This is a genomic window from Acinetobacter sp. NyZ410, assembly GCF_022828975.1.
GTDB classification, from domain to species: domain Bacteria; phylum Pseudomonadota; class Gammaproteobacteria; order Pseudomonadales; family Moraxellaceae; genus Acinetobacter; species Acinetobacter guillouiae.
In genome coordinates, this window is record NZ_CP094620.1 from 3,177,806 (window position 1) to 3,191,476 (window position 13,671).

Annotated in this window: 12 protein-coding genes and 3 pseudogenes; 4 read left to right on the top strand and 11 right to left on the bottom strand. The window is 33.2% G+C overall.

All coding sequences use genetic code 11. From position 1 onward, the window contains the following. Positions 1-15 precede the first annotated feature (15 nt). The 9 genes from glnA to MTO68_RS15065 all read right to left on the bottom strand — a co-directional run bounded on the left by glnA (position 16) and on the right by MTO68_RS15065 (position 9,270). A complete protein-coding gene (glnA, locus tag MTO68_RS15025; RefSeq protein ID WP_016539490.1) occupies positions 16-1,431 on the bottom strand; it encodes a type I glutamate--ammonia ligase in 1,416 nt (471 codons plus the stop codon). A 442-nt stretch (positions 1,432-1,873) separates the two neighbouring features. Beyond that, positions 1,874-2,407, bottom strand: a complete 534-nt coding sequence (locus tag MTO68_RS15030; protein ID WP_244013153.1) for an ATP/GTP-binding protein — start codon at positions 2,405-2,407, stop codon at positions 1,874-1,876. Between the two features lie 135 nt (positions 2,408-2,542). Continuing rightward, complete coding sequence (locus MTO68_RS15035; protein WP_244013155.1) at positions 2,543-3,484, bottom strand: hypothetical protein; 942 nt, start codon at positions 3,482-3,484, stop codon at positions 2,543-2,545. A gap of 609 nt (positions 3,485-4,093) precedes the next feature. Then, positions 4,094-4,735: a TonB family protein gene (locus MTO68_RS15040; protein ID WP_034611757.1), complete on the bottom strand. Its 642-nt coding sequence runs from the start codon at positions 4,733-4,735 to the stop codon at positions 4,094-4,096. A gap of 116 nt (positions 4,736-4,851) precedes the next feature. Further along, entirely contained in the window at positions 4,852-5,211 is a 360-nt protein-coding gene (locus MTO68_RS15045) for a hypothetical protein (protein WP_034611759.1), read from the bottom strand. Positions 5,212-5,373: 162 nt separating this feature from the next. After that, positions 5,374-5,655, bottom strand: a complete 282-nt coding sequence (locus MTO68_RS15050) for a hypothetical protein (protein WP_034611761.1) — start codon at positions 5,653-5,655, stop codon at positions 5,374-5,376. 142 nt (positions 5,656-5,797) lie between these two features. Continuing rightward, entirely contained in the window at positions 5,798-6,583 is a 786-nt protein-coding gene (locus MTO68_RS15055; RefSeq protein WP_244013157.1) for a hypothetical protein, read from the bottom strand. Between the two features lie 662 nt (positions 6,584-7,245). Continuing rightward, complete coding sequence (locus MTO68_RS15060; RefSeq protein ID WP_005005861.1) at positions 7,246-7,947, bottom strand: IS1 family transposase; 702 nt, start codon at positions 7,945-7,947, stop codon at positions 7,246-7,248. 945 nt (positions 7,948-8,892) lie between these two features. Further along, complete coding sequence (locus MTO68_RS15065; RefSeq protein WP_244013159.1) at positions 8,893-9,270, bottom strand: hypothetical protein; 378 nt, start codon at positions 9,268-9,270, stop codon at positions 8,893-8,895. Positions 9,271-9,557: 287 nt separating this feature from the next. Between MTO68_RS15065 and MTO68_RS15070 the strand changes: the two are divergent. The 3 genes and pseudogenes from MTO68_RS15070 to MTO68_RS15080 all read left to right on the top strand — a co-directional run. Further along, positions 9,558-9,998, top strand: a pseudogene (locus MTO68_RS15070) (site-specific integrase); the annotation flags it as partial. Between the two features lie 7 nt (positions 9,999-10,005). Beyond that, positions 10,006-10,359: a hypothetical protein gene (locus MTO68_RS15075; RefSeq protein WP_244013161.1), complete on the top strand. Its 354-nt coding sequence runs from the start codon at positions 10,006-10,008 to the stop codon at positions 10,357-10,359. Positions 10,360-10,438: 79 nt separating this feature from the next. After that, a pseudogene (locus MTO68_RS15080) lies at positions 10,439-10,717 on the top strand (SOS response-associated peptidase); the annotation flags it as partial. Positions 10,718-10,746: 29 nt separating this feature from the next. Here MTO68_RS15080 and MTO68_RS15085 read toward each other — a convergent pair. Next, complete coding sequence (locus tag MTO68_RS15085; RefSeq protein ID WP_244013162.1) at positions 10,747-11,094, bottom strand: EF-hand domain-containing protein; 348 nt, start codon at positions 11,092-11,094, stop codon at positions 10,747-10,749. An 831-nt stretch (positions 11,095-11,925) separates the two neighbouring features. Between MTO68_RS15085 and MTO68_RS15090 the strand changes: the two genes are divergently transcribed. Then, entirely contained in the window at positions 11,926-13,023 is a 1,098-nt protein-coding gene (locus tag MTO68_RS15090; RefSeq protein ID WP_244013164.1) for a TonB family protein, read from the top strand. Between the two features lie 426 nt (positions 13,024-13,449). Here MTO68_RS15090 and MTO68_RS15095 read toward each other — a convergent pair. Further along, a pseudogene (locus MTO68_RS15095) lies at positions 13,450-13,648 on the bottom strand (phage tail protein); the annotation flags it as partial. Between the last annotated feature and the right edge of the window lie 23 nt (positions 13,649-13,671).

Here is a 13,671-nt window from a genome sequence, read left to right on the forward strand (position 1 = left end):
AAATTCGAAAACGAATTACAAGCTATAGTACATATCAAATTCAACTGGGTGAGTCGTCGTATTTAAACGACGTACATCTTCAGTTTTAAGCTCGATGTATGCATCCAACATTTCTTTTGTGAATACACCACCTTTAAGAAGGAACTCATGATCCGCTTCAAGTGCTTCAAGTGCCATATCTAGGCTATGCGCAACTGTTGGGATTTTAGCTTCTTCTTCAGGAGGAAGATCATATAAGTTTTTATCAGCTGCTTCACCTGGGTGGATCTTGTTTTGAATACCATCAAGACCAGCCATCAATAATGCCGCAAAACCTAAGTATGGGTTCATCATTGGATCTGGGAAACGTGCTTCAATACGTTTACCTTTAGGGCTAGAAACGTATGGGATACGAATCGAAGCAGAACGGTTACGTGCAGAATAAGCAAGCATAATTGGCGCTTCGAAATGAGGAACCAAACGCTTATACGAGTTAGTAGAAGGGTTTGTGATCGCATTCAATGCACGCGCATGCTTGATGATACCACCGATGAAGTAAAGCGCCATTTCTGAAAGACCAGCGTATTCATCACCAGCAAACAAGTTCTTGCCATCTTTAGAGATGGACATGTGAACATGCATACCTGAACCATTATCACCAACCATAGGCTTAGGCATAAACGTCGCTGTTTTCGCATATTGATGCGCAACGTTCCAAACAGCATATTTGAACTGTTGAACTTCGTCAGCTTTACGAACCATCGTATTGAAGCTTACACCAATTTCTAATTGGCAAGATGCAACTTCATGATGGTGCACTTCTACACGACCAGGGCCCATGATGTCTTCGATACGTGCACACATTTCAGCACGCATATCTTGTGAAGAATCTACTGGAGGAACTGGGAAATAACCACCTTTAACACGAGGACGGTGACCAGAGTTACCTGCTTCGTAGTCTTTACCTGTAGACCAAGCAGCTTCTTCAGCGATTAATGTATGGCGAGCGCCAGACATATCGATGTCCCATTTAACCTCGTCAAAAACGAAGAATTCTGGTTCTGGACCAAAGAATGCAGTATCACCAATACCTGTTGATTTTAGGTATTCTTCCGCACGACGAGCAATCGAACGTGGATCACGGTCATAGCCTTGACCAGTAGATGGTTCAATAACATCACAAGTAACGACGATGGTTGCTTCAGCAAAGAACGGGTCAAGGAAAGCAGTTTCAGGATCTGGACGTAAAATCATGTCAGATGCTTCAATGCCTTTCCAACCAGCAATTGAAGAACCATCAAACATTTTACCATCTTCAAAAGTATCTTCATCGATAGTGTCTGATGGGTAGCTTACGTGCTGCTCTTTACCCTTAGTATCAGTAAAGCGAAAATCGACCCATTTTGCGCCACTTTCTTGTATGAGTTGAAGGACCTTGTTCGCCATGCTCATTTTGCTCCAATGAATTTTTGTTGCACTTGTGAAGTGCGTGTTAGTAGTTGGTATTTATATAGCAAGTAGCATACCAACTTTTAAAATAATTGCTAAAATATTGAATTTCTTATCAGAAAATAAGCTTAGCAACGATTAAATTCCATCTATTATACTGAGTGCAAATAGAATTGCACCATATTCAAACACACTTCTCATTTTAAAATTATTACGCACAATTTTAACGCACTATTTTTGTGCAAACTGAATAAAATGTTTTATCTTGGTGCTTATATTACGCGAACAACACTTTTTATCGACTATTTTTTAAGATGATGGCAATTTTTTATTTCAAAAGCATTAAAATAAGGCGTATTCAGTCTGTATACGCCTTTAACATTGTTCTATACAGCCCTTAATAAAGTAATATGATTTTATAATCTACGATCTACTATATCGACAATTAGCCAAATTCAACTTCTGCCCTTGCAATGAGCGCTTCAACCATGATCAATACATCATCTTTTTTTCTGGCGTCTACTGCAAAAATTGGCATGGTCAATTGATTTAATTGCATCCAATCTTTATACGATTTTAATAGATGCTGCGGATTTTCATCTATATGGGTCACACCAACCACAATATTATTGAGATGTTCTTTAAAACTTTGAAAATAAAATTTTAAATCTTCAAGTGCATCTTTTTGCGTATGGTCAATCAATACGACCGCTCCGATTGCACCTTTACATATCACTGACCAAACAAAATCAAAGCGATCCTGCCCTGGCGTACCATATAATCCAACAATAACGCCTTCATCTAATTTGATTTCGCCATAGTCAATCCCAACAGTGGTCAATGCCTTACTGTGTGCCTGCTCATCTGTATTTTGTGCTTCTGTAGATAAGACTGAAATTTCAGATAATGATTTGATTGCTTCTGTTTTACCAGCACCCATTTTACCGCCAAAAACAATTTTATACTTTTGTAAGATCACATCATCACCTATTTTTTAAACTTATCACTGCATCATATAAACTGGATATAGATTTACTTATCGTGTCAGTTTAAACAAACTTGATTTAAGGGTTAATTTTTAAAAGCCTTATTTGATTTGTATGTTTTTACACACTTAAAGCCCTAATTTTTTCCTTAACTTACCAAAAAACCCACGTAAAATGCCTGAAGATTGTTTTTCCTCAGTATGCAGTTTTGCATCTTCAAGCGCTATTTTTTTCAGCGCATTGGTCAATATGCCAATTGAAACAAATTTAGCGACTTGTTCTTTGCTATAGCCTGTTTTCTGAGCCACTTGGGAAACACTTGCTCCCAATTCAAAACACGCTGCTATTTTAAAAACCATTTGCCGTTCATTTTGATGATTCGGTTGCGGCCAATCTAGCAGTTTATAACAATCGCTAGAATTGATTGGAATATTGACATCATCTGAATACCACAATAAATTCCACACCCAAGATCTAAGTTCTATACCTTGAAAAGTACTCACAGACTGTGCCATTTGCATAGTTGCATAAGTAAAATTTAAAGAAACATCCGTCCCTTGTACTTTTCGTAATGGATCTATCCAAACTTGCTGTGTGCGTATATTGACTAATGCAATGTTGCCTTTTGAGTCGAATACTTGAACATTGCCATTTCGTTCATTAAAAAGCTCAGGAACCACCTTGGTTAAATCGGCTTTTTTAGAAATCTGATTGACAATATTGACGGTTTTCTCACTGACAGGTACATGTAAATAGCGATCTTTAAACCATTTTCGAATTTCATCTGAGGGTGAAAAAGGTAAATATAATTTATCTCCTTCTATTTGCCCTGATTTTTCATTCTTATTGACCAGACGTAAATAAGGGACTTTTTTGACACCGACCAAATTTTGAATTGTAGGTGAACTAAAAAACATATCATTCACAAGAAGAATATCTAAATGAGGGTCAGCAATATTCGCCCAACTTACTTGAAGTGAGTCATCATACATAGATCGTATTTTCTGCTTAATTGCATCGAGCACATTTAAACTCAAACCGAATATAGCGATTTTTATTTCTTCTTTCATTTAGCCCCCATGGCCCCATATAGAGTGTGAACAGTTTATCATTTTTATTTAAAAATAAAATACAAAACACTATATTTGCTGTAAAAATTTTGTACAAATTTAATATACTATTAAGCGTATAAAATACAAGAATAGTTATTAAAAAAAATCTCAAGTAAAATTTAACCCAGATAACACAAATAAAATATGTTATTAAATTTCAACAATTTAATTTAAAATCAAGCTAAGCAAGTGATATTTTAGCTTAGTAATAATGCCAATCAATTTTAATAAAACTAAATGTTTTATTAAAAAATATTAATAACATTTGTATATTAATATCGATAACATGAATAAATTTGTTTTCATTTGATCAATTAATCTTATATTGCTATGCATCCCAATTGATTTTTTTAGCGTGTATTGGTTTGCGCTAGCTATAAAGTTGCTAATAAAATTAGTTTTTTTATTTATTCCCCCTTATGTTTCTATTATTTTATTTGACTTAATATTAGAAAACTATCAATTTTTTTTAAAATTAACTAATGAAAATTGTTGAAGATTTAGAATATAAAAAACCACTCGGGAGAGTGGGTTTCGTTTTACTAAATTCTGCAGAAAAGAAACAGTCTACCCTTCATTAGCAGAATCTAAAGAAAAATAAAATTCCTTTTTATTTTTAATTGGATAAGGTTTGCCGTTAATATTTAATGGTTGAAAGCTTGCTTTTTCTCGAAATTCATTTAATACGTAATTATCTAATTTAGTTAATCCACTACTTTTAGTAATCTCTGCTTTGGTAAGTTTCCCATGGTCATCAGCTTCTGAGTAGATTGTTATTGATCTATTTTCCCCCTCCAAATCTGATTTTTTTACAGCGATTCTTGGTTCATAGTTGAATTTAGCTTCTCTTGAAACATTAAATTGAAAAGGTTGCTTTGCACGAGCAGGATAATTGGTTTTCTCTTCTCCTTCATTCCAAACTCGTAATTTAGACATTTGAACAGCCCTTAATACTTTATGATCTAATTCTTCCAATCCACTACTTTTAAACACTTCAGCGTGTTCAACCCTGCCACTCGCGTCAGTTTTAAATGAGATTACAACATTCCTGTCATAGCCTTCTAATAATTCATTTTTAAACGAAACTTTTGGTGCTCTCATCCACCTAGCTAAAGTTGTATCATTTGTAATTTTTTGCCCTTCTTGAGCTTGAACATTCGATCCAAGACAAAATAAAAATGCAATTAAAATTATATTTAAAATTTTCATATAAAGTTCACTTAAACTAGTGTTTTATAAATAGATAAAATTTAACATTTTAGGTGGTGTAAAACCACTGGCTTAGAATGTTACATAATTGTCAATGCACTAATGCATTTCGATGCTTATGAACATAAAGTTTTTAGAATTAACCCAGCACCCGAATCAGGCTTTGGAGTATACGTTTTATTATTCATTTTACTATTTTGGAAAACTACTTCTTCATTTGCACGAATAATTAATTCTTTATTTTTAAGAGTTTTATTTGAACAATCTACTTCAACGTTCATAGTCGAGTTTATCAAATCATTATCTTCATTTTTTATCACCCTAGTCCATGCCAATTTTTTTTGACTAGATATAGATTTAACTGAGTCTATATCTACTTGTACTGAACTCCCCTCTTTATTCTCAACCTCTATCCAGTTAGCTCCAAAACAAAAATTTGAAATCAATAAACCAGAAATTAAAATTATTCTTTTCATGGGATGCCCCTAAATTAATGAGATTAAGATACTAATAATTTAGATAAAAAGGAACCAGTCTAAGAAGAATGCACAAAAACCGTCTATGCAAAAAGCTATTCCAGTGCTTATGATTATACTGTTTTAAGAATATCTCAGGCATTCTGGTTTAAGTTTTCCAGTTCAAATACCGCCAACTTTATTTTTTTGAATCCAAATCAATCCTCCAGCAGAAAATATAAAACAAAGCCCTGCGATGTAAAAAAAGGAATTGATTCTATTATTTTGATCTTTGGATACATATTGAACTGTGCCATGGCTATCTAAGGGTACAGAATATATTTTATCTGGCAATTCTCTTCCCTTTGAATGGTAATTTTCAAACAAATCAAGACTATAAAACAAGCTAGATATACTAGAAAGTAACAAAAATCCTGTAGAGAGATATATTATTAGTTTTTTCATACCTATCCTAAATTATAAATTTAGACCAAGATACTAATAATAGGGTTAAAAAGAAACCTCCTGAGGGAGGTTTGGCTATACATTTAATTGTGATTTTTCAAACTGTGTATATTGTACTGAGCGATCATATCCAGCAACTATCTTAATCTAAAACAAATACTTCCAATGATTCTACATAGGGTAAAATGATATAATCATGAACTAAAAAATGTTCTTTCAACTGTGTACTCATAGTTTGATTAAAACTATAAATTTTATCCAACTCTTTAAATAGTTCATCTAAACTACTTGCTGTAAACTTTGATGTTTTAATAAAGAATAATAAACTTGCACCTAACCCAATGTACTCTAAGCCAAAATTTTTATCTAAAAATTGAATTAAGCTAAAAGACTCAAATGGATTGAGATCGCAACTAAAATAGCCATTTAGCTGTGCTGCAAACTTTTGAGTTTCAGTTGTATTCCTTAATACTTTTACCTCTACACATTCATCCAAAATTTTCTCAGGATGCATATTAATCTGCATTAAAGTAGAGAGATCTTGATGGCTATAACTGAATTTTCCATGCAAGTCACGAATACTTACATGATTCTCTGGCTTTAAGAGTTGTTCAATATGATACTGAACTCCAAAAGGTAAAGCATTCTCATAACTGGCATCTTCGTTTTCACCTTCTTCAATATATTCTGATACATCAAAGTAAAGCCCATCACCCATAGAAGCATGCATCGAAGTATAGTTACATTGTCCAATATCTTCTAACAGCAATAAAACTTTTTTGGGAGCAATTTTCTCTTTTAGTTCTACATACTGATTCAGGACTTCTTCCCAAGATTTAATATCACAAATTTTTGCAAAGCAAATCAACTCTTGAGCCTCATCTGTTAAATGAGCATTTTTTTTATTTTCGATGTGAAGTCTTGTCATACTGATTTCTTAAAAGTTGTTCTCATTGAAAGAATTATGTCATAAAAAACTTTCATCTTATTTAATTTAGCCTATTTTTCCCAATGTCCTCAACTTCAAATATACACGCTCTATTGTTCAATCTAACAAAATGGAGAATAGAAGGCTTTCGAAGTATAGACCGAGATGCTTAGTCCAAATAAAAACAATAATATTTAGAGCCTTAATAAATCGGTTACAATTGCTTAATTTCCATTGATATCACCTATTAAAAGTTCTCTCGAAGGAAGTTTGGATTTAATAAAATGAGTAAAATTATTGTTCAAGCCCAAATTAATATAATTTGATTTAATCCTGACGAAAAATTTGGATCGCCCGCCCTCATATCCTTTAGCTTTATTGTCGTGCAATGAGCATACTTTTTACTCTACACTCATAATTCTTATATAAAGAATTCCAAAAATAAAACAAAAATCCCGACTAATTCGCGCCTCTTAAATCTTCAATACAACTCTCCTCTTTTTCTTCCTTGTTACGTGCATCAACAGGATTCTTAACGCATTTACAATAATCGTAATACTTTCTCTTATCCAGCTCTTTGGGTGGGTCTATGCCCTGGCATTCAGTTAGTACTGTCCCTAGTCTATGAAATTCTTGGTGGTGTTTTAAAAAGTATGCTGACATTAAATGAAGCCATTATTGATGTAAAAGAAGGTTAAGTCGAAGGCTTTAAAATGGTTTTCAAGCTTTTTGGAGAAATTGCAACTTCTTCTAAAACCACGCCTTATTCGATGCCTTATTTTGCAATTATTACCTTCAATTCCTACAGTAAACAACTTACCAATACTTTGCTTGCAGTTTTTAAAAGCAGTGATGAAACTGTCCCAATGATCACTTGCAATTCGGGTGTAGTGAATACCTAATTGTTTAAGCTTTGTCTTCAACCTTTGGACTGTAGCTAAATCTCTCTTACCCCAAACATAAGCAACAATCTCACCTGTTTCTCGATGGTAGGCGTAAATAAGCCATTGTTTATTATTTTTATTTCCAACAAAAGTCCAGAATTCATCTACTTCGAGAGATTCATAATGACTTTGTTTAGGCTGAATTTGATAGGCCGATTCAGTTAAAGTCCGTAAGACTTTACCGATACTAATGCGCTCAACTTCAGCGATATCTCGTATACCGCTGCCTCTGACCATTAACTGTAATATTTTACGAGTAATGCCAGAATTACATCCTAGATAGCTCAGAGCATGGTCACCAATAAACTGACGTTTGCAGTCTTTGCATTGGTAGTTTTGTTTCCCATCTACTTTGATGCCATTTTTCTTTATACTGTCACTGAGGCAGGTTGGACATTTGATTTCTAGAGTTATTTGCATTTCTCTATTTTATCAAAATTCAACCTGCTTTTTTTTAGCATACTTTTTGATACACCACCAAATTCTTTACTTTCTTTATTTTCTGAGGGAATACTAGGTTTATAGATAATTATGAGTAGTGACACTATTATTGCTAAGAAAAATATATATTTCATCCAATAAATAGCCTCCCTAACCCAAAATATGTAAATCTGTTTATAAAGCAAACTTTGATATTAAATCAAGACTTGCTTAGGTTTAATCAATCACTCAACACTGCAAAGCTCTAAGTCTTTTCTAACCTGTACTGTGTCTGTCATAGCTTTCCTCTAAGTATTAAAAAAGCCTCAACTGTGAGGGACTACTACTAAATCTCAATAATTTATTGATCTAATTGAAAATCTTTTGTAAAACCTTTTGCAATGCTAAAGTGACACAATTGACAAGCTAATCTTACAAGCATTCGATTGATGAATATGCATTATAAAAACTCTAAACTTCAGCATGAAGGAAGCCTGAAACAGGGGGTGTCTATCTCCCCTTTGGTTGTTCCTTTAGTCATTGGAATGGCATACGGTACAGTTATGCTTTTCCAAGGAGATCTTGGTGGCGCCTTTGCGATGTTTTTTCTCTGTCTTATGTTTGGGCTTCCCTTTACATACACTATCACCTTTACACTGGTTTTACCGATGGCTATCTTTCTTCGCAATATAAACGCTTTATCTTCTGCACGATTGTGCCTTTGGTGCACTCTACTTGCACCAGTTACATTCTAGCCTACATTTATCTGTTAAATGGTGGACCCGAACGAATGCCTGACCTTTACGGGATCATCTTCTCCCTACTTTGCGGATTTATTTCAGGGGTTGCATTCTGTCTGATTGCTAGGATTCAGGTATTCGCTAATTAACTAAACTAAAAATCTTTAAGTATTAAAAAACTCTCAAAAGTGGCTTAATTAAAAAATTAACTATTCTTAAAATATAAAATAAGTAGTCCAACTGGAGCTAATACCCATGCAAAAAAGAAGCACATTAATCTTGCAATTAGCTTGAACCATATTGTAATGATATTGATAGAGTAAACGTAAACTGCGTCTCCAGTAATAACCTCCCATACATAATCATATAAATATTTTGCATAGGGGTATAACAGCCCATTTAATATAAAAAATCCTTTTATAATAACTAAATTCCAGAATGGTTTTGGTGTGGTTGCTCTAGCCTCTAATGTATCTATCATCAACCAAGCTAGTACAGCAGCAACAATACCAATTATAAGATTTCTAATGAAATAATCTTTTCTTAACCCGCCAAGAGTTTTACTAAATATATCTGCAATCATCTCTATCTATTCTTATGTGATTCAATAAATCAAAAAATATAAATATTGTTAGTAATTAAGTTTAAAGTTAGTGAATATTCACTCTAATAAATTGGCTAAATGTTGGTTAATCATAAAAGATTTGACCAACAAAAAAGCTCACTAAAAAGTGAGCTTAATATCTAGTGAATTACTATAACTTCGCGCACTATAACAAAAATATGCCACAATATACCCTGACTTTCAAGCCCCAATGATGCAACTTCTAAATTGATAGTTTGTTGCCAATCTAACTAGACCTAGCATGGGATTGGGTAGATTTTGAAAAAGATTTAATAGTTATCCCACCTGCATCTAGAGATCAACTTCTTGTCGGTGAGCGAAATATTAAAATGAACCGTCAACACTTGGTTCCATTGAGTAAGCAAATGGTTGAAATCCTTAAAAACCAAAAAATCCAATCTAACGATGAATATGTGTTTTGTTCAGTCTTTAATAAGTCCAAAGTAATGAACAAAAGCACAATTAACCAGGCATTAAAAACAATGGGCCTAAATTGCACTGCTCATGACTTCCGCGCCACAGCATCCACGATTTTGCATGAAAAAAATTACAGTTCAGAATGGATTGAAATGCAACTCGCCCATATTGATAAAAACATTGTACGCTGTACATATAACCATGCTCAAAATTTAGATGAGAGAAGAAAAATGATTCAAGACTGGTCTGATATCGTTGATAGTTGGTAAATTTAAGATGAAATTTATTATTTTGCTTATTATTGGAATACTTGTTTTTTTGTTATATGACAGTTTTTCTACAAGATCTAGAATCAATTCCACGATAAATTCAGAGAGTAAAATAAATATATGCGGTACTTTTTTAGGTGTAAAAACCATAAATGCTCGATTTAAGGAAGACTACTTTGCTTTTAAAAATGATGAAAATAAAGTTGAGGCATTTAATATTTTTCCACAATTTGATCTTCATAATAAAATTAAAAATAACGAAATAATTAAAAATGGAGACAAGGTTTGCTTTCAATATGCATACGTTCATACTTATATGGATTCGATTAAAATAATAACAAATGTAGAGAAGATAAAATGAAAATTAAGAATGAACGCAAATGTGTTCAAACTATGAAATTCCCACCAGAGATGCCCTCGCCTAACTTGATGTCGAAGTTGATCAGTTTACTGTTACTGCAATCTACGATGATGCTGTAATTAAAGATTCAAAAGTCAGATCATTTTCAATGCTTACGATCAATTCTGACAACCACCCTTTCATGAAGCAATTTCACGCGCCTGACAATGAAAAGCGCTCAATCATAGTCATACCAGAAGAATACCGCAAAGATTGATTGAATGTTGATAAAGAAAACGCTCATGAATATTTCTTTGAAATGCGTGATGAGTTTGTCACTTTTCCGCGTGATGAAGAAAAACAAAACGTCTTATTCTGACGAACCTTAGGATATATATTTTGAATCACTTACCAAAATTTCCACCAAGCTTTATCAGGCCAATTAGTACAAGGATTAGGTAATAAACCGTAAATTTTGACAAATTCATCTTCTACAAGTTTTCCATCTTGATTTTCATCTAAATATTTAAATAATTTAATGTTTTTATCTTTGCCTTGAAACCGTCTATCATCTGGCCAAGGATATGGTTCAAAATCTTTAACCTTTAAAAATTCATTAAGTTCAAAAGTACCATTTTTATTTGAATCATAGATTTTATAAAATTTCTCCCAGTCTAATGAAGTCGGATCACAGGCATGACTGAAGCTTGAAAGTGCGCTACAACTGAGAATCAGAATACAGATTATTTTGTTCATTTGTTTTATCCCATCTTTAATTAGCTTTGATTATATAGACAAAGTGATTTAGAAAAAATCATTTAAAGAAAGCCATTTAGAGTTATTCAATGTAATAGATAGCAAAACATCAATAGCGACTTTATTTTAAAACAAAAGCAGTGGTGAACTACTATTTTTTATTAAATTAAAGTATTGACTAATACTGTCTTTTTTTTTGGTGGTTTTTTATTCCAAAATTATTCCTAGAAATAAAGCCCTATTTAAAAGCCTTATTTAAAAGCCTTATTCTTCACATCATTCAAAGCACTCCACTTATTGTACATAGTAGTTACTTAATTATCATTCTTAAAACATCAACTGTTTCTTTATAATTCCATATGCTTTTGCGTATCGTATATTTCTGTATTAGGATTTTAACGATATATAAAATTGCTTATTTTATGAAGGCTAATATATCAAAAAAAAGGCGCACCAACCCCCTTTATTAAATATAAATATCAAATACTTATAACAAAAAGTTGCGTTTTTGTTGCATTTTATTTTAGATTTGATTAAATGTTTTATTTGATGGAATTTAAAAGTAACCATATTTAAACAATAATCGTTGATCATTGTACTGCCTGAATCACTCTTTAGAAACTTAAATGATCTAGTAGCAAGTGTTGAGCTTGCTACTTAGATATTTTTATGCAACTGACCCGTTGTTTTTATCAAATTGACCATGGATGTAGTAAAATGAAATTAATTTGAAAATGTATAAAACTTCTATTTGGGGAATAATCCTGTGAATTTTATTGATCCAATGAGATTAAATGCATTAATAATTTTAAGTTTAACTTTCAAACAAAAATGGATGATATCAAGATGGTAATAAAAAGAATTTATTTATTGGGACTATTGCTGTTGACGATAGAAGGTTGGTCTGAAGTAATACCAAATACTACTAGTACAGAGTCATTGCCAGATGTTGGGGTAATGCAAACCTTATCCACTAATAATACCCCTATAAAGTACATAAAAAGACCAAAAATCACCTACCCTAAAAATCTTAGCGATTTCGGTAATAGGGGTAAAGTGCTGCTTAAAGTATTAATTACTGAAACAGGCAGAGTTAGTGAAGTTGAGGTACTGGATTCACCACACCCCGATTTAGAACGTGCCGCTGTTCAAGCTGTCATGGGGGCACTGTTTGAACCGGAAAAAATTAATGGTAAGCCACAAAGCGGCTTTGTGAAAATACCCATTGAATTTTCTGTGTCAGCAGGTTTAAGTAATGGTGTTGATCCTTTTAGAATCCCTGCTGCATCAAAAAACCTTCCAGCAGATTTACAGTATGATGTCGCACCGCAGATTCGTATAGCAGCCCCTTTAGTTTATCCCTATGAGCTACTTAAATCGAAAACTACTGGTAAAGCTAAGGTGTATGTAGTTATAGATCCTGATGGAAATGTGCGTCAAGCCAATGTGCTTTCAGCCAGTGAGCCATCATTTGGCTTAGCTGCGAAGGCTTCTTTACAGTCATGGAAATTTTATCCTGCAAAAAAAGATGGTAAACATAGTTGGTCAGTGATCACAAAAGAACAGAATTTTAATCAGTTTAATAGAGATACATCAAATAGCCACTCAACAACTCAAATATTGGCTAATTTAGAGCGTGGAAAAACAAAAATCTATGAGTTGAAAGATTTAGATTCGGTACCTAAACCATTATATGCACCACACCCTGAAATGCCTATAGGTTCTGATAAATCACAAAAATCAAAAGTAATGTTAGAATTTTATTTAGATCAGGATGGTATGGTGATTTTACCTAAAATTGTATCTGGGAATAATGATGAATTTAGTTGGTTGGCGCTTACAGCGGTTAAACGTTGGCAGTTTGATATTCCGAAAGTAAATGGCAAGGCAGTTGTTGCCAGATTAAGACTGCCAATTCAATTTGATTAAATTGAAGGTGGTACTCAGATTCTGAGAACCAGGTATGGTGGAAATCACCACAACTGAAATTACTAAGGATCTGACGATCATGCAACCCCTTGTAACTACACTTTTAGTGTAGCTATGAATATAAGATATACATCTGATACTTAGATTGTGAATACCTGTTAATCACACTAACCCACTTTTGGTTGGTTAGTTTGGGAGATGGTGAATATTGGTCTAATACCTCATCACCATGGAAGCCTATAGGTTACAAATACAAAGCATGGCATGTAGAATTTAAAACTGGTTTTTTAGCCCCTACACTTAACTACACAGAATACTTTGCCCTCTCTAAGGCTGTTCGTAATAGTAAATAGAAGTACAGCAATTAATTTCACACCTCTCCATCCAATGAAGAATTACAAAGAAACGAACAGCACCTTTATGTTAATCAAAAACGACTTTGTTTTGAATAGTCTCATCTTTGCTTTACGTTCTCTGATATGACCACTATCTCCTTGCTATTGTTGATCCTTACTAAGTTGCTTTGCTCGTAGCCATAGCCGAATTTCGAAGTCAAAATATTGAGGTTTTGCTTACCTAAATTTCCATCTAGATCACAGAGATGTGTAAATTTTTCATTACTCATAAATTGGGTCCAAAAAACCCACC